This window comes from Roseovarius sp. S88 (assembly GCF_037023735.1).
Lineage (GTDB): Bacteria > Pseudomonadota > Alphaproteobacteria > Rhodobacterales > Rhodobacteraceae > Roseovarius > Roseovarius phycicola.
In genome coordinates, this window is sequence record NZ_CP146069.1 from 1,786,197 (window position 1) to 1,810,311 (window position 24,115).

The window sequence follows — 24,115 nt, forward strand, 5'->3', positions numbered from 1 at the left end:
AGATCGGCGAAAAAAGTAAGGACCCATGGCACACAACCAGACCACACATCGCTCGGCCACTCGGCCCATCAACACCTTTGCCGTCAGAATGTTCAAACGTTTTGCATTGTTGGTGATCGGGCCTGTCTATTTTATTTTCATTGCGTTTGTGCCGCTTTTGTGTGGGCGACGGCAGGGGTTTCGAGGGTGGTATTGGCGCTTTGTGAAACGCGCATGCAAGAGGCTTCTCTGGCTTCTAAGCATTAGGACCGTGGTATCTGAGGCAGACAAGATGACGCTGGCGGCCGACGCAAACAGTGTGATCGTCATAAACCACCGCAGCCATTTGGATGGGTTCATCTTGATGGACACAGTGCCAGATGAGAAATGGTTCACCTTTGCAGCGAAGAAAGAGCTTTGCGATGCACCCTTGCTTCGCACTGGTTTCGCAGGTGCAGGTCTGATTGAAATTGATCGCAAGAGTGGCAAAGTGGCGTTGGACACCCTTAGCGATGCGGTGCGTGCCATGTCTCCCAGGCGCTCTGTGGTGCTCTTCCCTGAAGGCACACGTACAACAACGCACACTTTGGGACCATTCAAAGCAGGTGCGGTTCTAACGGCGAGGCAGACGGGACGCACCATTCGACCGATCGTCATCCACAACTCGGACCTTTTGCTACCGCGTGGAAGGTTCAACCCTCGGAGCGGAACAGTCGAGGTCCAAGTTTTGGCGCCTTTTTCCTGTGATTTAACAGCGTCGGTCGACGAAGATGTTGAACGACTCAGATCCGCCATGATGGCGGCTTTCGACCTCGGTCGCCTTGAGTAGCGCAAGCACCCTCGTACGATGTCTTGGTGTTACTTGGCCATTGGGTCTTCCGGCCTGGCGGCGGAAAACCCTTTAAAGCAAGCGCTACTTTTTAGACCTTTGGTCCCTCAATCCATCGCTTTGAAGTTGAACTCACCGCCTTCTTTGATGCCCGAAGGCCAGCGCGAGGTGATGGTTTTCGTACGTGTGTAAAAGCGGAACGCATCAGGCCCATGTTGGTTGAGATCGCCAAAGGCCGACTTCTTCCACCCACCGAACGTATGATAGGCCAGCGGTACTGGGATAGGGACGTTAATACCCACCATGCCGATATTGATCCGGTTGGCGAAGTCGCGGGCCGCGTCACCATCTCGCGTGAAAATCGCGGTGCCGTTGCCGTATTCGTGGTCCATGGCCAGACCGATGGCCTCTTCATAGCTGCCCGCGCGCACAGTCGAAAGGACAGGACCAAAAATCTCTTTTTTATAGATATCCATGTCTGGCGTGACGCGGTCAAAGAGATGCGGGCCGACAAAGAACCCGTCTTCATAGCCTTGCAATGAGAAGTCGCGGCCATCGACCACCAGTTCAGCGCCTTGTTGAATGCCGGATTCGATAAGGCCCAGAATGTTCTGTTTCGCCGCTGCCGTAACCACAGGGCCATAGTCCACGTCGTCGCCCGCCGTGTAGGGGCCGACTTTCAGTTTCTCAATTCGAGGCACGAGTTTTTCAATCAACTTATCTGCAGCCTCATCGCCGACAGGCACGGCCACTGAAATCGCCATGCAGCGTTCGCCCGCCGCACCATATCCTGCACCGATCAGCGCGTCGGCGGCCTGATCCATATCAGCGTCTGGCATGACAATCATATGGTTCTTGGCGCCGCCAAAACACTGCACACGCTTGCCGTTGGAACAGCCGCGACCGTAAATGTACTCGGCAATGGGCGTTGAGCCGACAAAGCCGATGGATTGCACGGTCTCATTGTCCAGCATCGCATCCACTGCTTCTTTGTCACCATTCACGACCTGCAAAAGGCCCTTGGGCAGCCCGGCTTCTTCCATCAATTCAGCCAGCATGATCGGCACAGACGGATCGCGCTCGGACGGCTTGAGGATAAACGCGTTGCCGCAGGCCAGCGCCGGGGCGAACATCCACATCGGGATCATGGCGGGGAAGTTGAACGGAGTGATGCCACCCGTCACACCCAAAGGCTGACGCATGGAATACATGTCAATGCCGGGACCGGCGCTATCGGTAAACTCGCCCTTCAGCATCTGTGGCGCGCCGATGCAGTATTCCACCACTTCCAGCCCGCGCTGCACATCGCCCTTGGCATCGGGGAAGGTCTTGCCATGCTCCGAGCTCAGCGCCTCGGCCAGTTTGTCCATATCGCGATTGAGCAGATCCACGAATTTCATCATCACCCGCGCGCGGCGCTGCGGGTTGGTGGCGCCCCAGGCCGGCTGTGCGGCGGCGGCAATTTCGACCGCTTGGTCGAACTCTTCCTTGCTGGCCAGCGGACAGCGTGATTGCACCTCGCCGGTGGCGGGGTTGAAGACGTCAGAAAAGCGGCCCGACGTGCCGGACACGCGTTCGCCGTTGATGTAATGCGTCAGGTCTTTCATGGCACTCCTCCAAGATTTTGTGCGGAGACTAGTGTTGCATTTTTTGTGGTAAAAGAGGCAATGTCTCAAAAAGGTTTTGCATTTTTGCAAAGCGCTGCGGATTTAAACGGAGCTGACAATGGATGCCAAATGGGATGATTTGCGCGTGTTTCTCGCTGTTGCAAGGTCTGAGAGCCTGTCAGGGGCAGGGCGCGCGCTCAAACTTGATCCGGCCACGGTGGGGCGGCGCATTGGCAGGCTAGAGCATGTTTACAGCACGCCGCTTTTTGCCAAGTCTCCAACCGGATACTCCCTCACAGACGCAGGCCAGCGGCTTATGGCCCATGCCAGCCGCGCCGAGCTTGCCATGCAGGACGCCTCAGAAGAACTGGCTGGCCAAGCCGGGGGATTGTCGGGCCAAATACGCATTGGCGCACCTGACGGTGTGGCGAATTTCCTCTTGCCGCAGGTCTGTGCATCCATCGCTGCCGAGAACCCCGAGCTGGAGGTTCAGATTGTCGCACAACCGCGCGTCTTTAGTCTGACCCGCCGCGAGGCGGACATGGTTGTAGCCGTCAGCCCGCCCACGGCCGGACGGCTCAGCGTGCAGAAAATCAGCGATTACAGCCTGCATCTGGCGGCCTCTGGAGCCTATTTGCGTCAAGCGCCAACCATCACTGCGTTAAGTGATCTCAAGGCGCATCGCATGGTGGGGTATATCCCGGACATGATCTTCGACAAGGAATTGGACTACCTGCATGAAACCGGTATCGAACGTGTCGCGCTGGCCTCAAACTCTGTGTCGGTGCAAATGAACTGGATCAAGCAAGGCGGCGGTATTGGCATCGTGCATGACTTTGCACGCGCCTGGTTTGATGACGTTATCACGGTCCTTCCAGAGGTATTTTCCCTGACTCGCAGCTTCTATCTTGTGCGGCACGAAGATGATCGCAGGCTTGAGCGGATGAACCGGTTTGCCGAGGCGCTCGGCACCGGCATTCGGCAAGAGGTGGCGCGTCTTGAGGCTAAAACTTGACAGAATTCTGCGTCTAAGAGACGCTGAACACAGAAATTTTCAGGAAGAGGGACCTAAAATGATCGTCCAACAGATTTTGCAGTCCAAAGGCAATGATGCTGTGATCACCATCACGCCGCGGACAAACGTCGCTGACGCGGCTGCGCTTTTGTCCGAACACCGCATCGGTGGTCTGGTGGTTTCAGGCGACGGCAAATCCGCGGATGGCATCCTGTCGGAACGAGACATCGTGCGCGCGCTTGCCTCAAAGGGCGGTGGGTGTCTGAATGATCAGGTCTCCGAATTGATGACGCCTGATCCGGTTTGCTGTTCGCGTCAGGACAGCGCCGATCACGTGCTTGGCCGCATGACCGAGGGGCGATTTCGCCATATGCCGGTGGTGGAAGACGGCGCATTGGTCGGCATCGTGACAATCGGCGACGTGGTCAAGGCCCGGTTGCAAGAGCTTTCCATGGAGAAAGAGGCGCTGGAAAGCATGGTGATGGGGCACTGACGCGCAAATGGCGCACGGTCTCTGATTTCACTGTTCCACAAATACTCAATTCGACGCCCGACGCTTGCAATCACCCCGGTCCTGGTGTTGCTTGCTCCGACAATTGATGAAAGAGGCCTCTGTCATGCGCATTGGTTTGTACCCTGGCACATTTGACCCAATCACGTTGGGCCATACCGATATCATCGCACGCGCGGCAACGCTTGTGGACCGGCTTGTCATCGGTGTGGCGATCAATCGTGACAAGGGGCCGCTCTTTTCCCTCGAAGAGCGCGTCGCCATGGTCGAAGCCGAATGCGCAGGGATCTGCAAGGACACTGGCGTTGAGATCGTTGCCCATCCTTTTGAAAACCTGCTCATAGATTGTGCCCGGGATGTTGGGGCCAGCGTCATCATTCGCGGTCTGCGCGCGGTAGCGGATTTCGAGTATGAATTCCAGATGGTCGGTATGAACCGGGCGATGGACAACCGCATTGAAACGGTCTTCCTGATGGCCGATGCGCGCCGGCAGGCGATTGCCAGCAAGCTGGTGAAGGAAATCGCCCGGCTGGGGGGATGTGTCCAAATTTGTGCCGCCTGAAGTCAATACAGCTTTGACCGCAAAGTACGACGCCAAGCGGTAAGGCTGTTTAGAACTTCTGCGTCAGCCCAAGCTTGAGCGTTGTCACCCCACCGACATCTACAGATATCGGTCCGCTGAGCGTGTTGCTAGCCCCATCAAAGTGCATATAGGCGGCTTCGGCGCGCAGGTTCCATCCTTCCTGAAAGGGTGCTTCATATCCAATGCCAAGCTGCCAGCCGGGCGTGATGCCGGCGCTGTGACCACTGCCGGTCAGCATTTGCGTCACACTGGCCGCGCCATATCCCAAAGCGCCATAGATCAAACCCCGCCCCGTATCGCGACCTAGCCGGGCTTTGACAAAGCCATAGCTGTCGAGGTCCGTGCGACAGCCCACACAGTTGGTTTGTGTCGCCCCTTCGATCTCACTGACTGCAAGTTCAAGCTCTACGCCGTAAACGGTTTTGTCGCGCTGCCAGTTGCGCCCGCCATAAAGCCCGGCAACCATACCACCCGTGCTGAAATCCCCAGTGCTGACAGCCCCTTGGGTCCAGCGCGAGGTGCTCGCACCGTATCCCACAAAACCGCCGGCATACCAGCCGTTCATGGTGTCTTGCGCATGGGTTGGCAGAGGGGAAAGGGTCAACAGGCCCATAACCAGGGCGGCACTCAGAAACTTCAACATTGCACACTCGCTAAATTTAATTCGAATGAGTGCGAATTAGCACAGGTGCGTGGCATCCGGGCGCAAAACCTTAACTTTTGGTTAACGCATGGACAAAGGCCATGAGGTCAGACGCGCCTGACTATGATGGCAACCACAGCCAGCGTATAATTGGAAAGGTCCTGCCGGCGCGCTACAGGCCGGCCGGACTCATATCATTCGGGTCGTTTAAAACGATCTGACGGAATAACGGCGATGACGGTCAATTCGACCAGAAGTTCCGGGGCCCAAAGTCCTGCAACCTGTATTCCTGTCGCGACTGGTCCAAACTCTTGGTGCAATCTCGCCGCGCGTGCCCGTGTGATGCCATCTTTATCTTCTTCACGGGTAAAATACGTCGTGAGCGAGACGATATCCTGCATGCCACCACCCATTGCGGCAAGAATGTTCTCTATGTGATCCAGCGCCGCATGGGTCTGCGCCTCTGCATCGTCCCCACCGATCAGCGCGCCCTTGGCATCCCATGCCACCTGTCCGGTCAAATGTACGCGTTGCCCTTCTGGTTCAACCACGGCATGGTTCATCGGAAATCCATCGCGCGGCCATGTGCCAGGCGGGTTGGCAAGAAGTCGGACAGTCATGATAAATCTCCCATCACTGCGGCCACATCCAGCATCCGATTGGAAAAGCCCCACTCATTGTCATACCAGCACAACACGCGCCCCATCGTGCCGTCCAGCACGCGGGTCTCATGTGTGTCAAACACGCAGGACAACGGGTTGTGGTTAAAGTCGCGTGAGACGAGTGGCTTGTCTGAGACGCCCAGAACGGCACCCATGGGTCCATTGTTGGCGGCGACCACCGCGGCCTCAATAGCGTCCGGCGTCAGGTTGGTCTCACTCTCAAAGGTGAAGTCGATGGCCGAGACATTCGGTGTGGGCACACGAATGGCGGTGCCGTCGAGTTTGCCCACGAGTTTCGGCAAAACCAGTCCCACCGCGCGCGCGGCCCCGGTGGTGGTTGGGATGATGTTTTCGGCGGCAGCCCGCGCCCGGCGGGCATCTTTGTGACCGCTGTCCAGCAATCGTTGAGACGCGGTATAGGAATGGATCGTGGTGACAAAACCGCGCTTGAGGCCAAAGGCATCATCCAGAACCTTGGCAATCGGTGACAGGCAATTGGTGGTGCAGGACGCGTTTGACACGATGGTGTCTGATGCGGTGATCTCACTTTCGTTGACGCCATAGACGACGGTACGCTCGACACCCTTGCCGGGAGCAGAGATCAGGACGCGTTTCGCCCCGGCCTCAAGATGTTTCGACGCTCCAGGCACATCACGAAAGACGCCGGTGCATTCCAACACGATGTCGACCTTCACATCACCCCAGGGCAGGGCAGCAGGATCACGTTCGGCAAAAACTGCTATAGGTCCGCGTCCGATATCGAGGCTGGAATCGCCTCGGGTAATGTCACCGGGAAAGGCGCCATGAACCGTGTCGTTCTCCAAAAGAGCTGCGTTGGTCTCAAGCGGCATCAAATCGTTGATCGCCACCACCTCAAGATCATCTCGCCCACTTTCATGCAGTGCTCGCAGAACATTACGCCCAATTCGGCCAAATCCGTTGATAGCAAGGCGTGTGGGCATGGGTGAACTCCTGAGCGGCGGGTTATGGTAACGTTACCGCCAGAATTTCAGCCACTCAATGAAGTCCACAAGCTTTCGCGATAGAAACAGCGATCCGTTCATGTCCAAGAATACGATATCAATGAGAAGCGCAATGAGTACAAGGGCACCGAGGAAAAGGGCAGTTTTGTTGGTCATGCGCCTGTGTGTTCTTATTTTGAATAAGATATGCCTCAGCGCACGCAGGCTTGCAAGGATTCAACCTTTTGCCGCGCCGATTAGCGGTGCTGCGACAAGGTCATCGATCAAAAGCCCAAGCAAAGCCCCGCGACCTTGCACATCCGCCTTACGATAAACCGCGTTCAACTGAGACTTCACCGTGCCTTCCGCTGCGCCGCGCAGTTTTGCTGTTTCAGCGATGGAAAATCCCTTGATAGCAAAGAGAGCGACATCGCGCTCTGCGGGGGTGAGGGTCCAAGCGTCAAAATGGGCTGAGATCACGTCGCTGAGTGCGCCGGACGCCACAGAGACTTGCGTTTCCAACTGGGCTTTCCGTCTCATCAAGCCTCGCAGAATATGAAGTTCCACAACAACGGCCAGTCCTAGGCTAACTGCGGCAAGCGCTTCTGTTGTGGCATAAACCGGCGCTGGTCCGAAAAAGGCACCACTGCGAAAATCCTCAACCACGTCCCACAAAAAGAACGCGGTGCACAAAAGCTGCACCGCGATCAGAGCCACAAGTAGGCCGGGTTTTTCGATGATCGCTTTGCTCATGGGCAAAGCTTTACGCGGCCCGGCCTTGCTTTTCCAGCAAAGTCAAGCAGAACCGGCGTCAGTCGTCGTCATCTTCAAGCTCGGTGTCGATCACCTTGAGATCGGCATCAAGCGTCAGCTCATAGAGCGCGCCGTCTTTTCTGGCCTCGACCTCATAGCCGCCATCCTCGGCCTCAATCTCGACAATCTGATAGCCCTGATCGGTTATCTGCGTGGAAATCGCGGCCAATGTGTCGGCATCCAATGCCGCATTGTCAGAGGCAAAAGCCGCGACAGAACCGGCGGTGACGGCGAGGGTAAGTGCGATGATGCGTTTCATGATGTGTTCCTTTTCCGTTTCAGTGCAGGGGCGGGTGTGCCCCGATGCAGCGAAACTGGGGATGCGGCGGCGTTCATCCCATCGCACTTTGGTGGGATATGAGGCGCTCTATCACCAAAGTTTATGTGGCCAGACAAAGAAAAACCCTCGCCGAGCGATCGACGAGGGTCTTTGAAATCAGGTCTTTGAGCGAAATCTTACGACAGGCGCGCCATGGCGACGGCCACATCGGCCATGCGGCAGGAAAAGCCCCATTCATTGTCGTACCAGGCCAGCACGCGCACCAGACGCCCGCCTGTGACCTTGGTTTGGTCGGGGGCAAAGATTGAGCTTTCCTCGGTGTGGTTGAAGTCGATCGAGACCTTGGGTTCGGGATCGTAACCCAGAACGCCTTTCATCGGGCCTCCTGCGGCCTCAGCCACGACTTCGTTCACGTCCGCCTCAGTGACGTCTTTCTTAGCGATGAAAGTGAGGTCTACGGCAGAGACATTCGGCACGGGCACGCGGATGGCTGAGCCGTCAAGTTTACCCTTAAGGTCCGGCAGCACTTCACCAAGCGCCTTGGCAGCCCCGGTGGAGGTCGGGATCATTGACATGGCTGCGGCACGGGCGCGGTAGAGGTCCTTGTGACGGCGGTCGAGCGTGGGCTGATCGCCTGTATAGGCATGGATCGTGGTCATAATACCGCTCTCGATGCCGATGCCCTCATGCAGCACCTTGGCCACAGGGGCCAGGCAGTTGGTGGTGCAGGACCCGTTCGAGATCATGCGCTCACCGGGCTGCATGTCCTGATCATTCACGCCGTATACAACAGTGCGGTCCACGTTCTTGCCGGGGGCCGAGAGCAGAACCTTGCCGGCGCCGCGCTCCAGGTGTTTCTTGGCCTTTTCGCCGTCGTTGAATTTGCCGGTGCATTCCAGCACGACATCCACACCGGACCAGTCCAGTTCGTCCATGTCATAGGTCGAGAACATCTCCATCGGTCCACGGCCCAGATCCATGGTGCCATCTCCCAGAGTGATCTCATTGGGAAAGCGGCCATGCACGCTGTCATATTTCATCAGATGCGCGGCTGTCTCCAGCGGGCCAGTGGCGTTCACCTTGGCCACCTTGATGTCATTGCGGGTGCTGGCGGCGATATGGGCGAGGGTACAGCGTCCGATGCGGCCAAAGCCATTGATGCCGACGGTAATGGTCATGAACAATCTCCTGAAACGAAGGGGTTTGGCAGGCATATAGACCCAGGTTCTCCGGCCCGAAAGGTGGAAAATGCCCTGTTTCAAGGTGTTTGCGGTAACGGTTATCGCAAACGGGAGGTTGGGGCGCGTAACGCGGAAACAATTGCGTGTATGGCGGGGGATTTTGCCGGTGTTTCGACACAGGGCTATGGGGTAGGTGGGTTGGAAACCCACCCTACGGGAGATGACCGAGGAGGTGGCGTTGTGGCAAATGGCGGCTTTGAGCTCTTAGCGGAACAGAACTTAAAGCCGTGCGATGGCCAGACCGCGGGATTGCGATCGCGCGGCGGGCCTGCGGCCCTTGATTCCGCGCGAGGATGCTCAACGGCAGCAAAGTCCGCAATTCAGGCTTCAAGCAGCAATAGGTCTTATTGCATCATTCAAAGCAACGACTTCACCTTCTCCGCCACCGCCTCAGGCGTGATGCCGAACTTCTCGTAGAGCACATCGGCCGGGGCGGACGCGCCAAAGCCATGCATGCCGATGAAACCGGATTTCTCGCGTTTGCCGCGTTCGCCGTAAAGCCAGCGGTCCCAGCCAAAGCGGATGGCCGCTTCGACAGCGACCCGCACTGGGCCACCGGGCAGGACTTTGCGGCGGTAGGCCTCGTCCTGCTCTTCGAAAAGCTCCCAGCAGGGCATGGAGACGACGCGCGTGCCAATTCCCTCGGCTTGCAGCAGATCGCGCGCTTTCATGGCAATCTCGACCTCAGACCCTGTGGCCATGAGGAGTGCCTGCCGTTTGCCGTCGGCATCGGCCAGCACATAGGCGCCCTGGGCGGTGAGGTTGCGTTGTTTGTGCTCGGTGCGCTGCGTCGGCAGGCCCTGACGCGTGAGGGACAGCACGGAAGGTGTTGATTTTGAGGACAAAGCCAGCTCCCAGGACTCCGCCGTTTCCACCGTATCACAAGGGCGGAAAACCATCGTGTTGGGCGTCGCCCGGCTGATCGCCAGATGCTCAACCGGCTGGTGCGTCGGGCCGTCTTCGCCCAGACCGATGCTGTCATGGGTCATGACAAACACCGTGGGCACTTTCATCAGCGCGGCCAAGCGCATGGAGGGACGCGCGTAATCGGTGAAACACATGAACGTGCCGCCATAGGGTTTGATCCCGCCATGCAGGGCCATGCCGTTCATCGCTGCGGCCATGCCGTGTTCGCGGATGCCGTAATGGATGTAGCGCCCCTTGCGGTTGCCCTCATCAAAGACAGTCATGTCTTTCGACTTGGTGTTGTTGGAGCCAGACAAATCCGCAGAGCCGCCAATGGTTTCGGCCATGATCGGATTGACCACGTCGAGCACCATTTCGCTGGATTTTCGGGTGGCAACCTTGGGCTGCTCTTCGGAAATCTGCTTTTTCAGCGCGCGGATGCGCGAGGGCAGGGACTTTGGCACGTCCCCGGCCATAACCCGGGCAAATTCGGCCTGACGGCGCTCAGATTGCTCGGACAGTCGGGCGGCCCAGGCCGCATGATCCGTAGCGCCGCGCGTGCCGATGGCTTCCCAAGCGGATTTTATATCAGCGGGCACCTCAAAGGGGCCACCGCTCCAGCCATAGGCGTCTTTTGCGGCCTTCAACTGATCCGGGTCAGTCAATGCACCATGGCCCTTGGAGGTGTCCTGTGCCGCATGGCCCAAGGCGATATGCGTTTTACAAGCGATCATTGTCGGGCGGCGGCCTGTTTTAGCTTTGGTCAACGCTGCATCAATGGCCTCCGGATCGTGTCCGTCGCATTCGAGAACCTGCCAGCCTGACGCTCGGAAGCGTTTGACCTGATCGGTGCGGTCAGCAAGCTCAACCGTGCCATCAATGGTGATGTTGTTGTTGTCCCAAAGCACAATCAGTTTGCCGAGGCCCAGACGACCGGCAAGCCCAATGGCCTCTTGGCTGATACCTTCCATCAAACACCCGTCTCCGGCCATGACATAGGTGTAGTGATCCACCAGTTTCTTGCCAAACCGTGCCCGCAGCGCTTCCTCGGCGATGGCAAAGCCAACGGAGTTGGAAATCCCTTGTCCCAGTGGGCCTGTCGTGGTTTCAATCCCGTCATGCAGGAAATTCTCAGGATGACCTGCCGTGATTGAGCCCCATTGCCGGAAGTTTTTGATCTGATCGAGCGTCATGCCCGGGCTACCAGTGAGGTAGAGCAGCGAATAGACCAGCATCGAGCCATGCCCCGCCGACAAGATAAAGCGATCTCGGTCCGGCCATTGCGGCGCGCTTGCGTCGAACCTCAGGTGCTTTTCAAAAAGCACTGTGGCCACATCGGCCATGCCCATCGGGGCACCGGAGTGGCCGGAATTTGCGGCATGCACGGCATCCAATGTCAGGGCGCGGATGGCGGTGGCTTTTTTCCAATGATCGGGGTTTGCAGAGCGCAGGGCGGCAATATCCACGGGGCAGCTTCCTTTGGGGCTAGGTTCTGTTGGGCAGGTGCATATCAGCCCACTCTCAAAGATCAAGCGCGTCCGGCCTGCGATTTGCATCGGGGGGCGCATTTTACATACCCTTTGGCTAAAGTAACCTTCAATTAGGCACCCAAACGATTCGCGATGAGTTTGATGCCGCATGACGACAGGGACAGAGGAATATGAGCGAAATCGAAGAGTATCAGCGCAGGATCAGTGCCGCGTTGGACCGTATTGGGGGGCAACTGGATGCGCGGAGCGACACAGGCGATGCACAGGTCGCCGCAGAGCTGCAGCAGGCTCTGGATGATGAAAAACTGGCCAATGAACAGCTGGAAGAACGAGTAAAGTCTCTGAAAGATAGCAAAGAAGCCCTGCTGTTGGAACTGGATCAGGTGCGTGAGCAAAGCACACAAGCGCTTGCTAAACTGGATCGCCAGTTACAATCCCTGCGTCAGGCCAATGAGCAACTTAGACAAAATAACACCGCGTTGCGGATTGCTAATTCCGAAGGCGTGGGTGAGCCGCATTTGATCAACAAATCCATGATGGCCGAGTTGGAAAGCCTGCGGGCTGGTCGGGACGCTGAGCGGGCTGAAACCGTTGCGGTGATGGACGAGCTTCAAGCCTTGATCGACGGTGCATCTGATGCGGGTGCCAATGAGCAGGAGAATGCGTAATGCCAGAAGTTGATGTGGAAATTGGCGGTCGCAAGTTTGAAGTCGCCTGTCAGGAAGGTGAGGAACACTATCTGCGGGCGGCAGCCGCGATGCTCGACGAAGAGGCAAGTCTTTTGACAGCGCAGATTGGGCGCATTCCAGAAGCGCGTATGTTGCTGATGGCGGGATTGATGTTGGCTGATAAAACCGCAGGCGTGCAGGACAAGCTGCGCGAATCTGAGGACAAAATGACTGAGAAAGAAGCCGAGCTTGACCAATTGCGCAATGCTCAACCTGGTGAGGTTCAGCGCATCGAAGTTCCTGTCATACCTCAGGCCGCTTTGGCAGCACTCGATTCTCTTGCCAAACGAGCCGAAGCGCTGGCGGAACGCGCCGAATCTTCTTAAGGATACGCGCCTAAGTCGCTGTTAAAAAAGAACTCCGGCGCAACATCTGCGCCGGAACTTTGCATGATTGCGCTTGGGAAGAGGAAGTCAGGCAACCATCTTTTCGACCGCATCACCAAACGAAGACGGTGTAGGGACAATGGTCACACCGGCCTCTTGCAGGATGTCGACCTTTTCTTGTGCGGATTCGCCAAAGGCTGACACGATGGCCCCGGCGTGGCCCATACGCCGGCCTTTGGGGGCCGAAAGACCCGCAATATAGGCCGCGACCGGTTTGCTCATGTGATCCCGAATGTATTCAGCGGCTTCGGCCTCTTGCGGGCCGCCAATCTCACCGACCAGAACCACGGCATCTGTGTCAGGATCGGCCTCGAACAGTTCCAGAATATCCTTGAAGCTTGATCCATTAATCGGATCCCCGCCGATGCCGATGGAGGATGACACGCCAATGCCGCGCTCACTCATCTGGCTGGCCGCCTCATATCCTAGCGTGCCTGAGCGTCCAACGATGCCCACGCGACCAGGCTTGTAGATATGCGGCGGCATCAGACCGGCAAAGCCTTCGCCCGGTGTAATGATGCCCGCACAGTTGGGACCGATGAGGCGCATGCGCTTTTCTTCTTTGTAGCGGCGCATGTAGCGTTTGACGTGGATCATGTCCTGCGCCGGGATGCCATCGGCGATGCAAACACATGTTTTGATACCCGCGTCCGCAGCCTCCATGATGCTATCGGCAGCAAAGGGAGGGGGCACAAAGCTGACCACAAGGTCCGCACCCGTTTCAGCCACAGCGCCTTTGACGGTGTTAAACACAGGCAGACCCAGATGTTTGCTACCGCCTTTGCCCGGTGTCACGCCGCCCACGACATTGGTGCCGTGATTGATCATGTCCTGGGTGTGAAAGCTTCCGATGCGGCCGGTGATGCCGGTGACCAAGACCTTGGTTTCTTTGTTGATGAGAATAGCCATCAGCTTGCCTCCGCCATTTGAGTTGCGCGCCATGCTGTGACGACTTTGTCCGCGGCCTCGGCCAACGAATTCGCTGTTTCGATGTTCAGGCCACTTTCTTCGAGCAGCTTGAGACCTTCTTCGACATTTGTGCCCGAGAGACGCACCACCAAAGGCATTTTCAGATCAAGCTCCTTGACCGCGAGGATCACCCCCTCGGCGATCCAGTCGCAGCGGTTGATGCCTGCAAAAATGTTCACAAGGATGGCTTCAACATTGGGATCATTGAGCACCGCCTTGAAGGATTTCAGAACCCGCTCAGGGCTCGCTCCGCCGCCAACATCGAGGAAGTTGGCAGGTTCCCCACCGGCCATCTTGATCATGTCGAGCGTCGCCATGGCCAGGCCCGCGCCATTCACGATGCAGCCAATTTCACCTTCAAGGCCGATGTAGTTCAGGCCGCGATCACCGGCATAGGTTTCGCGTGGATCTTCCTGGCTTTTGTCGCGCAGCTCGGAAATTTTGGGGTGTCGGTAAAGCGCATTGGTGTCAAAACTCACCTTGGCATCAAGCGCCACGATCTCATTGCTGGTGGTCACAACGAGCGGGTTGATCTCAACCATGTTGGCGTCCATCTCAGACATCATCTGATAACAACCCATGATAGTCTTGCTCGCCTGCGCGATGAGTTGTGGTTCGAGCCCAAGGGAGAACGCAATCTCACGTGCCTGGAAGGCCTGCATGCCCACGGCCGGGTCAACGACAGACCGAATGATCGAGTCAGGCTCTTCGGCAGAAATCTCTTCAATCTCCATGCCACCTTCAGCAGAGGCGACCACAACCACGCGTTCCAATTTGCGGTCCATCACGAAGCCCAGGTAAATTTCCTGCGCAATATCCGTGGCCTCCTCGATATAAAGGCGGCTGACCATCTTGCCTTGAGGTCCGGTTTGATGCGTCACAAGTTTGCGGCCAAGCATCCATTGTGCGGCATCCCAAATCTCTTCTTCGCTTTTGCAGATGCGAACACCGCCCGCCTTGCCGCGGGCACCTGAATGGATTTGCGCTTTGACCACCCAAGAGTCGCCCGAAAGTTCGGAGCAGCGATACACAGCTTGTTCTGGGCTATATGCAATGCCCCCGCGCGGAATATTAACGCCGAATTTGCTGAGCAGTTTCTTGGCCTGGTATTCGTGGATATCCATCAAAAGGATCCTCCCTTAAAGTGTCTAAGCTTATCGTGGGGGAAAGTAGTTCTTTTCGCTATGTCCCTGCGGGTAAGAAATTACGCACCGCGGGTAGGCGCGGGCTACCCGTTGAACGGTTTTCTGGATGCAATGGGATGCGGAGGTGTGGATTTTCTTATTAAAGTCATAGTGTTTTGGCTACATGTCGTTTCACAGGGATGTGGAATTTTGCAAAATTCCACATTGGAAAATTGCAATTTTCCAATTCCTTTGCGGCAAACACGCTTCTACAAAATGCGGCGTATCGGTTCGCGGTTACAAAAAATGACTAGCTGGCCGGCATTCTCGACCGCTTGAAATCCGCGACGCTCAAGCTCTCGCAGGAATGTAGCCCGACCAACATAACGTTCGATATCTCGTACGCTCCGCCTGATCACGCTTCCATCGCGCGCGGCCTTTGCGGCAAAGATGCCTGCCATCCAATGTTCAGGCGTAATCGTGCCATTTTGTGTCATGGCCCGATACTTGATCTCTTTTGTTAAGACCGAGTTAATCCTGGCCCGGCGTTACCAGATCCCCGGGACGCTCACCTTTCAGGAACGCTTCCAAGTTATCGATGGCGCGATGGCCCATGGCTTCGCGCGTGCCATCCGTGGCACTTCCCAGATGCGGGGCCAGAACAATATTGTCATAGGTTAGAAAGCGCGGATCAAGCGCAGGTTCATTGTGATACACATCCAGTCCCGCCGCAGACAGTTTACCACTGTCGAGCGCATCAAAGAGCGCATCTTCATCCACCACATCGCCGCGCGCTGAATTCACTAGGATCGCGCCGGGTTTCAAAGCGCCGAACACATCGGCGTTGATCATTTTGTAGGTGTCAGCACCGCCAGGACAGTGCAGGGACAGGAAATCGGATTGCGCTGCAACCTCCGTCATCGAGCCCAACTGTTCCGCATTGCCGTTGGCCGCCTTGATGTCGTCTGGCACGTTCCACGCATCCTGAAACACCACGCGCATGCCAAACCCGTTATGCGCCCGGCGCGCCATCGCTTGACCGATACGGCCAAAGCCAATGATACCAAGCGTGGCCCCGGTGACCTTCTTGCCGATCATATGCGTGGGCCGCCAGCCTTTCCAGCCACCAGCCCGTGTTTCACGCTCACCTTCGCCGATACGGCGGGCGGCGGCAAACATCAGGCCCATCGCCAAGTCAGCAGTGCAATCAGTGAGCACATCAGGCGTGTTGGTGACCGCGATACCATTGGCGTGCGCCGCATCGATATCAATGTGATTGAAACCTACGCCGTAATTGGCAAAGATCTTCAGCTTGCCTTTCGCGGCCGGGTAAAACTCCGCCGGAATTTTATCCGAGACGGTGGGCATGATCACGTCATAGGTTTCTGCCGCGGCCATCCATTCATCGTGGCTCATGGACGTGTCGGGATTGCGCAGCGTCACTTCGCCAAGCCCGGCCTGCTCAAGACGGCTCTCTGCCGCCTTGGGCCAGGCCCTGGTCACCAAAATTTTCATTTATCTTCCTGTCCTTCAGGCCGCTTTTACGACCGGCGCATTCACATTGGGTGTGGTCGCACGGAACTGTGCCTGTGCCGCGGCCACTCCGGACCCTGGCTCAATTTTTGCACCGGCGTCAACCAATGCCATCTCCGCCGCTGAAATCGCGCCGCACAGCATGACCGGATTGAGAGACCCCAGATGTCCGATGCGGAAGGCTTTGCCCATCAGTTTGTTGAGACCTGTGCCTAACGACGTTTGGTACTTGTAATAGGCTGTCGAGATCACGTCGCGTGCGTCCACACCCTCAGGCGCGTAAATCGCCGAAACGGTGTCCGAGTGCCACTCGGGACCGCGTGCCACCAATTCACATCCATCCCAAGCGTCCACAGCGGCGCGAACGCCTTCTGCCAAGCGCTTGTGACGCGCCCAGATGCTTTCCATGCCCGTTTCCAGCATCATGTCCAGCGAACAGCGCAAGCCGCGCAGGAGTTGGGTCGCTGGTGTGTATGGGAAATACCCGGTGTCATTCAGCTTGATCATGTCTTCAAAGCTGAAATAGCAGCGCGCCATGCCAGCATCGGCCAGAGCCTTGTTCGCGGCAAGTGCCTTTTCCGAAGCGCCAAGAATGCCAAGACCTGCAGGAAGCATGAAGCCTTTCTGAGAGCCGGAGACGGCAAGGTCCACGCCCCATTTGTCCATCTCAAATTCAATTGAGGCAATGGAGCTAACGCCATCAACAAACAGCATCGCTGGGTGGTCAGCGGCATCCAGCGCCTTTCGCACGCCTTCTATGTCTGACGTCACGCCTGTGGCGGTTTCGTTTTGCGTCGCAAACACAGCTTTGATTTTGTGCTCTTTGTCATCAGCAAGATGCGTCGCATAGTCTTCGATCGGTACACCTTTGCCCCATTCGACGTCGATCAATTCGACATCAAGGCCCAGACGCTCGGCCATATCGACCCAGAGAAGAGAAAACTGACCAAACCGAGACATAAGAACCTTGTCGCCGGCCTGCAGTGTGTTCTGAATCGCCGATTCCCAGGCACCGGTGCCGGAAGAGGGAAACACGAAGATCCGACCTGTCTCCATGCGGTAGGCCTTTTTGAGATCAGTCAGCAGACCTTGGACAAAATCCGGGAAGTCCGGAGCGCGCATGTCTTCCATGGGCAGGTTCATCGCCTGACGCACAGGCTCAGGCACATTGGTGGGCCCAGGAATGTAAAGGTGCTGAAATCCGTTCATCGTCGTCGCGCTCCATAATCAGTCTCGTTGATCGACGGAGCTAACATGCAATTTTCGTCTGAAAAGAGGGTTTTTTCGTCAAAGCGCCCGAAACTGCCCGAAGGGTAGGTAATTCCTACCCGCAAGGGTGAGAAAAAGCCGCGAAATCCCAGTCGGCATACTTTTGTATGCGGAATTTTCTTTTGATTTCATCGGGTTCTGATGCTCTAGTGTCGTAAAGCATACCATCTGAAACTGGGCAGATGGCTATAGTCGAAAGAGAGATTCGGTATGAAAATTGCCCGGGATATGATGGCATTGGCTCAAAACCCTCCCATTCCGACAGATGACCTGCCGCATGTGATTGTGGCGGACCGCCAATTGATTGTGTGTCAGGGAATCGGGTCTCTTGTGGCGCAGATTGCCGAGGTGGAGCTTGGTGAATACGCAACCGACAAGGCCAGTCTCAAGGCGTTGCTGTCGAGGGCAAGGGGTAAGACAATCCTCATTCTCGGTGTACGTCTGGCGGATGGGGATTTGACGCACGTGCTTGATATGGTGCGCAAGGACCATCCGGAGGTAATGGTTGTCGTGGTGGCCGAAGACAGTGAATTCGCGTTTATCCGCACAGCGATCAAGTCCGGGGCCAATTCAGTGTGCATGATGGGGCAGGTTCTCACCAGCCTGCCGCGCATTTTGGGCAAGCTGATCGAGGGCCATTCAATTGTGCCTACGGATATCTTGCGTAAGCTGACGTCCGAAGCGGCGGATACCCTGTCGCGGCGCGAGCATGAGATCCTCGGGCTTTTGGGCGATGGACTGACGAATTTCCAGATTTCCGCACGGCTGGGGCTGAGCGAGAATACGGTGAAATACTACCTCAAAGCGATCTATCAGAAGCTTGAAGTGAACTCCCGCGGGGCCGCGATTGCGAAATATGTAGCCGGGAACTATTGAGTAACCGTTACGCGCGAACCTTGTCCACCGAAGCCTCAAAAAGATCAGGCGCATGAATAGACTGCACAGATTGTGGCAAGGAGCTGGCACCACGTCGGAGCGTTTCCCAAAAAACATGCGGAACAGATGTTCGCAAAAGCCGCGAAACGCCCCGGATTGACAGATTTTACACTGTGCGCGAGCAATCTTAGTTTTTCGCGACTTGCGCGGTATTGCTCGCTCTGCGCAGGCATAAGAAGACATTTTGACGCTTACGCCTTTTTGATCGGTAAACGGCGTCGAACCAGTTCCAAAAACCACTGAACCCCCGGCACAAGCGCGGCGTCATTAAAATCGTACTCCGGGTTGTGAAGTGGGGCGCTGTCCCCGTTTCCGATGAACGCGAATGCGCCGGGCGCTATTTTCAGGGCTTGCGCGAAATCTTCGGCCCCGCCGGTCCGCGGCGCATCGCCATTGACGTTTTCAGACCCAAACACCGCTGTCGCTGCGCTGAGGCAGTGGTCGGTGGCCTGCGCGTCGTTAACTGTGGGGATGAAAACGCGATCATAGACCACCTCGACACTGCATCCGTGGGCCGTCGCCATGCCTTCGGCTATGCGATGCATGCGGTCCTCAATCTTCTGGCTGACCGCATCATCAAAGTGGCGGCAATCGCCTTCGATCCAGGCCTCTCCTGCAATAGCGTTCGTGACGTTATCGCCACCGATCGATGTCACAGACACCACAGCCAGTTCCGCCGGATTGATCGACCGCGATACAATCGTCTGCAGCTCACCGACAATGGCACATGCACACACAATCGCGTCGCGGCAGTCATCCGGACGTGATGCATGACCACCACGGCCACGCACGACGATCCGAAATCCGTCTTCTGCGCCCATAAAGGGTCCGGGGCGAATTTCAAACGAACCTACCGGCAGACCAGGCATGTTGTGCAACCCATAGATTTCATCAAAACCGAGCCGCGACCCCAGACCGTCTTTGATCATGGCCTTCATGCCCTGGCCCCATTCCTCAGCTGGCTGAAACACAAACCGTACCGTGCCATCAAACCCACCATCACGGGCCAATGCCGCGGCGGTTCCCAAAAGGATGGCGGTATGACCATCGTGACCGCAGGCGTGCATAAGTCCCGGCTTGGACGACGCATATGGCAGATTGGTAGTTTCTTGGATGCGCAAACAGTCCATATCGGCCCGTAGAGCTATGGTTCGCCCACCGCTGCCACAGCGCAGCGTTGCGACAACGCCGGTTCCACCGATGCCCGTCTCAATGTCGTCGAACCCAAATTCTCTCAGACGCGCGACAACAAAACGTGCGGTTTCCTCTTCCTCGAACCCGAATTCAGGGTTTTCATGCAGATGACGCCGCCATTCGCGCATTGGTTCGGCTAATTCAGTCGGGGTCAAATGTCATTCCCTTTCTCAGATGGCGGACATCATGATGGTAGACGCAACGGATGCCCAACTCAAAGCACTAGGTTGTGGCTTGAGGCATTTGGAGCAACAGCCTTGAAAGGCGTCAATGTGGTGCGCGGCAAGGCGTGACGCAATTGAGACATGTCTGCTCTCACAAAACCCTGCTGTGCAAATTCAAAACGCCGCCGAAGTATCTGGCGGCGCATGTCAAAGGCCAGGGTTAAGATCGGTCCCTGCTTCTAAGTCTCAGTTTGATCCATGCTCACGACCCTTCCTCTGCCACGTCCACCTCGTGCCACAAGATGCGGTCGCTTTTGACGGCGGGCATGTTGCGAACACGGGGAGAGAGGGCGACTAACTGGCTTCGGTGGAAGGGGATCAGCGTGCCTGAAATTTCAGCAAGATACTCCTGCGCGTCGATATAGGCCTGTTTGCGCTCGTAAAAGTCCAGCTTGGCTTGTGCGCGTTCCAGGGCGAAATCAAAGTTATGATCGCTAAGGTAGCTTTCGTTCCACTTGGCCTCGGATGAAAATGCTTCGCTGAGGGCCTGATGTGCCGGGCGTTCGCCCCAGCTTGTGGCAAAGGTGTCTTTTTTCATCCAGACCTCAGACCAGTACCCATCGGCGGCGGCGTTGACGATTTTGACGTGAATACCCGCTTCTGCGGCCTGTTGTTGAAACACTACGGCCATAGAGGACCACACGCCATCAATTGGGGCGACATGCAGCTTGATCTTGAGGCCTTTGGGATAACCCGCTTCGACCAGAAGGTCCTTGGCGCGTTGGATGTCCCGAGGGCAATCGAGGTCGGCGCGGTACTGGTCGTTTGGTGCCACGGGTGTATCACAGCTGATCGTACCACCACCGTCGAGGGCAAGCTTCAGCATTTCTTCGCGGTCAACCACCAGGCGCAGAGCCTGCCGTACGCGCATGTCGTCAAACGGGGCCACATCGGTGCGAAAAACAAGACCAGACCAATTGCCCGTGGGAATGTCCTGTACCACGTAACGGTCCGAGCGCAGCAAAGCGCGGCGCATCAGCGGTTTGACCCCGCGCTCCATATCAAGCTGGCCGGCAAGAAACGCCTGCAGACGGGTGTTGCTGTCGGGTATGCCGATGAGTTCGATGCGCTCTAGTTTGGGTGCGCCTTCCCAATAATCCTCGTTAGCTTCCAGTATAGTGATGCCATCGGCGTCGAACTTGGAGATTTTGAACGGACCGGTGCCAATGCCGGTTTTGGCGATGGTGTCGTCTGAGCCTTCTGGGATCATACGCAAGCGCGGATCCATGAGCTGCAAGGGCAGGTCGGCAAAAGTTGAAGCGAGAGTAAGTTGCACGGTGAAGGGATCAAGTGCCGTGACATCAGTGACCATTTCGATGACTGCGCGCGCCGGACTATCGCGTTCAGGGTCAAGCACCCGCGTTAGCGAATAAACCACATCATCCGCGTCAAAGGGGCTGCCATCGTGGAACCGCACGTCCTCACGCAATTTCAAGGTCCAGACAGTTCCATCCTCGTTGGCGGACCACGACTTGGCCAGATCAGGCGAAGGACGTCCCTCGGCACTGGGTCGGATAAGCCGGTTCATTATCTTTTCGGTGATCTGAAGCACGCGACCCTTGTCGATAGGATCAAGACTGGATAGCCCGCCGGAGCCGACGTCATGCGCCATGCGGAACACGCCGTCTGCGACGGCTGGCTGTGCGGCCAGGCCAAGTGAAATTGCGGTGGCCAGCGATGCCAGCCAGAAAGCACGTTTTTTCATTCTTGTTCCCTGCTGTTTACGCAGTGTTGCGGGTTCAGCAGCAGGGATCAAGTGATTCAAAGGATTGTTCTGATCACAATGTCAGCGGCAGCGCGGATCATTGATGCCCGAGCAGGTTCTGAGATTGGTCAGAAACGGACTTGACGGTAGCACACCGGTGGAGCTGAAGGTTGGTGTTGATGTCGCGTCGGGATTGAGCGCGCGAGCCACAGCGAGCGGGCTGGAAAACGTGCCGCGATCCTCAACACCATGCGTTTCACCGCTGCGATCACCGCCACCTGCACCATCGGCAGCACCAGATGCGCCGCTGCCGGAACCGGCTCCACCAGAGGCATCAAACGCCTGGGCAGCCGGGGCCACTGATAACGTGGCGACCAACGCGATAGCAAAACTAGCCCGCATGGAATTTTCAAATTTAGAATAGAGTATCATAACGTTTACCCCCAATATTTAATGAACGTCTTGAGAGTATTTGTTGGTGTAGAAGCAGTCAAAAATTGTCTTATTTTAGTCTTAATTTGCAAAGCTTTAAGAAACAGTGTTCAGGTAAACAGGGTTGCTTTTTCCGGTTAGTGTTTCAATCCACGTGAATTGTGGCGAAGCGAAGAACAGCGTCTTGATTACAGCACTCTGTGCCGATCCGCACTTGATGTGGCGATCCGACGTTTCTCTGACACGAGTATTTGACGGAGTTCCAACTGCTTTCTTGGCGACCCGAGCGTCGCTCATCATGCCGTGAAGAGGGCCGACTGACACAGCCTAACATAAGTCAAGGATGCCTGTTTGGGGGCGGCTCATAACAAATGGGTCTCACCAGCAAACGGAGAGTGATCATGTTCCTTGGACGCACTTTCTCAGCTTCGGGCCGTACATTGGGTACCGGTCTTGCCATGCTGCTCGGCAGCCTGGCATTGCCTGCTACTGCGCAGGAACCGACGCTGAGCGAAGAGGCTTTTGAAGCCTCAAAACAACTTTATTTCGAACGCTGCGCCGGCTGTCACGGCGTGCTCAGGAAGGGTGCTACAGGTAAAAACCTGGAGCCATCCTGGAAACAAGAGGCCGCCGACGGCACTGTGAAAGAAGGCGGTACGCTCAAGCTTGGCCAAGAGCGGCTTGAAAAGATTATAGCCTGGGGTACCGAAGGCGGGATGAACAATTTCTCGGACGTGATGACCGAGGATGAGATCCGCGACATGGCGACCTACATCATGATGGAGCCGCCGAAGCCGCCAGAGATGTCGCTGGCGCAGATGATGGAAACCCGCAAGGTTTACGTCGAGCCAGAAGACTACCCTTCTGAGCCATTGCATGGCCGGAACTGGGAAAACTTCTTTGTCGTGATCGAACGCGATGTGGGCAAGGTGGCTGTGATTGACGGCGACACCAAAGAGGTGCTGGCACATATCCCAACCGGGTATGCCGTGCACGTTCTAAAAGCGTCTGAGCATCACAAGCTGGAAGAGCCGGATAATCCCGGACGCTTCTGGTACACGATGGGTCGTGACGGCAAGATGACCAAGATCGACCTGTGGCAGAACCCCGAGAATATGCTCGTGGCCGAAGTCACCATTGGTTATGACGCACGTGACGTGGCGGTGTCGGGCGACGGCAAATACGTGATTGGTGGGGCTTACTGGCCACCGCACTTCGCGATTGTTGATGCCGAAACCATGGAGCCGAAAAAGGTTGTCTCAACCCGCGGTGTAAATGTGGATGGCGACTATGTGGAAGAGGCCCGTGTGGCGGCGATCTATACTACGCCAAATGAGCCCACATGGATTGTTGCGGTGAAAGAACTCGGCCAGCTTTGGCAGGTCGACTACACCGATCTCGACAATCTGCGGATCGACAAGATCAACTCGGCCAAGTTCCTGCATGACGGGTTCTTTGATCCAACGGGCCGGTACTTCCAGATCGCTGCGAACGCGTCCAACAAGATGGTGGTCGTTGACACGCAAACCCACAAACTGGAAGCGATGATCGATACCGCGGCTCTGCCACACCCCGGACCTGGGGCAAACTGGAACGATCCGAATTGTGGACCAGTGGCCGGGACAACGCACCTTGGCGAAGGCACCGTGACGGTTTGGGGCAATGATCCGGAAGGTCATCCCGACAACGCCTGGAAGGTCTGCTATGAGGTGGAAACCGATGGCGCGGGTCTGTTCATCCGGACGCATCCGACATCGGATTATATCTGGGCGGACCAAACCAAGCACCCAGAGCCGGAAATCCAGCAGTCGGTGCAGGTAATCTCGAAAGAGACCGGCGAGATTGTGAAGACGATCCAGCTGACCGAAGAGGAAGGCAACGTCGCAGTCCACTTCGAGTTCAACCAGGATGGGTCTGAGGTTTGGGTGTCCAAATGGAACCGCTCAACCTCGAAAGAGCCAAATGGTGAGATCGTGATCTACGATGCCAAGACGCTGGAAGAGAAGGCGCGGGTCAAAGGGCTCTTTGCCCCGACCGGTAAGTTCAACGTCTACAACCGATCGAACCACGTCACCTGATCTTAAAATCATCAAA

Annotated in this window: 23 protein-coding genes and 1 pseudogene; 8 read left to right on the top strand and 16 right to left on the bottom strand. The window is 56.5% G+C overall.

The window, feature by feature from the left end:
* Positions 1-25 precede the first annotated feature (25 nt).
* Positions 26-808, top strand: coding sequence for a lysophospholipid acyltransferase family protein (locus RZ517_RS09070; RefSeq protein ID WP_338547773.1), 783 nt, complete (start codon positions 26-28; stop codon positions 806-808).
* Positions 809-915: 107 nt separating this feature from the next.
* Here the strand turns inward: RZ517_RS09070 and RZ517_RS09075 are convergent, their stop codons facing one another.
* Complete coding sequence (locus tag RZ517_RS09075; RefSeq protein WP_338547775.1) at positions 916-2,415, bottom strand: CoA-acylating methylmalonate-semialdehyde dehydrogenase; 1,500 nt, start codon at positions 2,413-2,415, stop codon at positions 916-918.
* Positions 2,416-2,533: 118 nt separating this feature from the next.
* On the opposite strand from RZ517_RS09075, the gene RZ517_RS09080 reads away from it, so the two are divergent.
* From RZ517_RS09080 to coaD, 3 genes and pseudogenes are all read left to right on the top strand, one after another.
* A complete protein-coding gene (locus RZ517_RS09080) occupies positions 2,534-3,430 on the top strand; it encodes a LysR family transcriptional regulator (protein WP_338547777.1) in 897 nt (298 codons plus the stop codon).
* 58 nt (positions 3,431-3,488) lie between these two features.
* The gene (locus RZ517_RS09085) at positions 3,489-3,923 is read left to right on the top strand and encodes a CBS domain-containing protein (protein ID WP_338547779.1); all 435 of its coding nucleotides are present in this window, start codon (positions 3,489-3,491) and stop codon (positions 3,921-3,923) included.
* Positions 3,924-4,047: 124 nt separating this feature from the next.
* Positions 4,048-4,546, top strand: a pseudogene (gene coaD / locus RZ517_RS09090) (pantetheine-phosphate adenylyltransferase).
* Positions 4,547-4,552: 6 nt separating this feature from the next.
* On the opposite strand, the gene RZ517_RS09095 reads toward coaD, so the two are convergent.
* The 8 genes from RZ517_RS09095 to tkt all read right to left on the bottom strand — a co-directional run bounded on the left by RZ517_RS09095 (position 4,553) and on the right by tkt (position 11,497).
* The gene (locus tag RZ517_RS09095) at positions 4,553-5,167 is read right to left on the bottom strand and encodes an outer membrane protein (RefSeq protein WP_338547780.1); all 615 of its coding nucleotides are present in this window, start codon (positions 5,165-5,167) and stop codon (positions 4,553-4,555) included.
* Positions 5,168-5,361: 194 nt separating this feature from the next.
* Positions 5,362-5,787, bottom strand: coding sequence for a RidA family protein (locus RZ517_RS09100; RefSeq protein WP_338547782.1), 426 nt, complete (start codon positions 5,785-5,787; stop codon positions 5,362-5,364).
* Positions 5,784-6,791 carry a type I glyceraldehyde-3-phosphate dehydrogenase gene (gene gap, locus RZ517_RS09105; RefSeq protein WP_338547784.1) on the bottom strand — a complete coding sequence of 336 codons (1,008 nt, stop codon included), beginning with the start codon at positions 6,789-6,791 and terminating at the stop codon, positions 5,784-5,786. Before gap (RZ517_RS09105) ends, RZ517_RS09100 begins: the two co-directional genes overlap by 4 nt.
* A 33-nt stretch (positions 6,792-6,824) precedes the next feature.
* On the bottom strand, positions 6,825-6,968 hold the full coding sequence (locus tag RZ517_RS09110; RefSeq protein ID WP_338547785.1) for a hypothetical protein: 144 nt from the start codon (positions 6,966-6,968) through the stop codon (positions 6,825-6,827).
* Positions 6,969-7,028: 60 nt separating this feature from the next.
* A complete protein-coding gene (locus RZ517_RS09115) occupies positions 7,029-7,544 on the bottom strand; it encodes a helix-turn-helix transcriptional regulator (RefSeq protein WP_338547786.1) in 516 nt (171 codons plus the stop codon).
* 58 nt (positions 7,545-7,602) lie between these two features.
* Positions 7,603-7,863 (bottom strand): PepSY domain-containing protein, encoded by a 261-nt coding sequence (locus RZ517_RS09120; RefSeq protein WP_338547788.1) that lies wholly within the window; start codon positions 7,861-7,863, stop codon positions 7,603-7,605.
* A gap of 197 nt (positions 7,864-8,060) precedes the next feature.
* Entirely contained in the window at positions 8,061-9,062 is a 1,002-nt protein-coding gene (gap, locus tag RZ517_RS09125; protein WP_338547790.1) for a type I glyceraldehyde-3-phosphate dehydrogenase, read from the bottom strand.
* A 419-nt stretch (positions 9,063-9,481) separates the two neighbouring features.
* Positions 9,482-11,497 carry a transketolase gene (tkt, locus tag RZ517_RS09130; RefSeq protein ID WP_338547792.1) on the bottom strand — a complete coding sequence of 672 codons (2,016 nt, stop codon included), beginning with the start codon at positions 11,495-11,497 and terminating at the stop codon, positions 9,482-9,484.
* A 194-nt stretch (positions 11,498-11,691) separates the two neighbouring features.
* Between tkt and RZ517_RS09135 the strand changes: the two genes are divergently transcribed.
* Together RZ517_RS09135 and RZ517_RS09140 are read left to right on the top strand one after the other, a co-directional pair.
* Positions 11,692-12,189 (top strand): hypothetical protein, encoded by a 498-nt coding sequence (locus RZ517_RS09135; protein WP_338547794.1) that lies wholly within the window; start codon positions 11,692-11,694, stop codon positions 12,187-12,189.
* Positions 12,189-12,575, top strand: a complete 387-nt coding sequence (locus RZ517_RS09140) for a cell division protein ZapA (protein WP_338547796.1) — start codon at positions 12,189-12,191, stop codon at positions 12,573-12,575. The genes RZ517_RS09135 and RZ517_RS09140 overlap by 1 nt, the downstream gene beginning before the upstream one ends.
* Positions 12,576-12,662: 87 nt before the next feature.
* Here the strand turns inward: RZ517_RS09140 and sucD are convergent, their stop codons facing one another.
* From sucD to RZ517_RS09160, 4 genes are all read right to left on the bottom strand, one after another.
* On the bottom strand, positions 12,663-13,544 hold the full coding sequence (gene sucD / locus RZ517_RS09145; RefSeq protein WP_338547798.1) for a succinate--CoA ligase subunit alpha: 882 nt from the start codon (positions 13,542-13,544) through the stop codon (positions 12,663-12,665).
* Entirely contained in the window at positions 13,544-14,728 is a 1,185-nt protein-coding gene (locus tag RZ517_RS09150; RefSeq protein ID WP_338547800.1) for a malate--CoA ligase subunit beta, read from the bottom strand. The genes sucD and RZ517_RS09150 overlap by 1 nt, the downstream gene beginning before the upstream one ends.
* Before the next feature lie 531 nt (positions 14,729-15,259).
* Entirely contained in the window at positions 15,260-16,243 is a 984-nt protein-coding gene (locus tag RZ517_RS09155; RefSeq protein ID WP_338547802.1) for a 2-hydroxyacid dehydrogenase, read from the bottom strand.
* Positions 16,244-16,258: 15 nt separating this feature from the next.
* The gene (locus RZ517_RS09160; protein ID WP_338547804.1) at positions 16,259-17,470 is read right to left on the bottom strand and encodes an aminotransferase class V-fold PLP-dependent enzyme; all 1,212 of its coding nucleotides are present in this window, start codon (positions 17,468-17,470) and stop codon (positions 16,259-16,261) included.
* Between the two features lie 270 nt (positions 17,471-17,740).
* On the opposite strand from RZ517_RS09160, the gene RZ517_RS09165 reads away from it, so the two are divergent.
* Positions 17,741-18,406: a helix-turn-helix transcriptional regulator gene (locus RZ517_RS09165; RefSeq protein ID WP_338547806.1), complete on the top strand. Its 666-nt coding sequence runs from the start codon at positions 17,741-17,743 to the stop codon at positions 18,404-18,406.
* 251 nt (positions 18,407-18,657) lie between these two features.
* On the opposite strand, the gene RZ517_RS09170 is transcribed toward RZ517_RS09165, so the two are convergent.
* From RZ517_RS09170 to RZ517_RS09180, 3 genes are all read right to left on the bottom strand, one after another.
* Positions 18,658-19,815, bottom strand: a complete 1,158-nt coding sequence (locus RZ517_RS09170) for a M20 aminoacylase family protein (RefSeq protein WP_338547808.1) — start codon at positions 19,813-19,815, stop codon at positions 18,658-18,660.
* Positions 19,816-20,086: 271 nt separating this feature from the next.
* Positions 20,087-21,589 carry an ABC transporter substrate-binding protein gene (locus RZ517_RS09175; RefSeq protein WP_338547810.1) on the bottom strand — a complete coding sequence of 501 codons (1,503 nt, stop codon included), beginning with the start codon at positions 21,587-21,589 and terminating at the stop codon, positions 20,087-20,089.
* Between the two features lie 81 nt (positions 21,590-21,670).
* Positions 21,671-22,021: a hypothetical protein gene (locus RZ517_RS09180; protein ID WP_338547812.1), complete on the bottom strand. Its 351-nt coding sequence runs from the start codon at positions 22,019-22,021 to the stop codon at positions 21,671-21,673.
* A gap of 401 nt (positions 22,022-22,422) precedes the next feature.
* On the opposite strand from RZ517_RS09180, the gene RZ517_RS09185 reads away from it, so the two are divergent.
* Positions 22,423-24,099: a cytochrome D1 domain-containing protein gene (locus tag RZ517_RS09185; RefSeq protein ID WP_338547814.1), complete on the top strand. Its 1,677-nt coding sequence runs from the start codon at positions 22,423-22,425 to the stop codon at positions 24,097-24,099.
* Positions 24,100-24,115 lie beyond the last annotated feature (16 nt).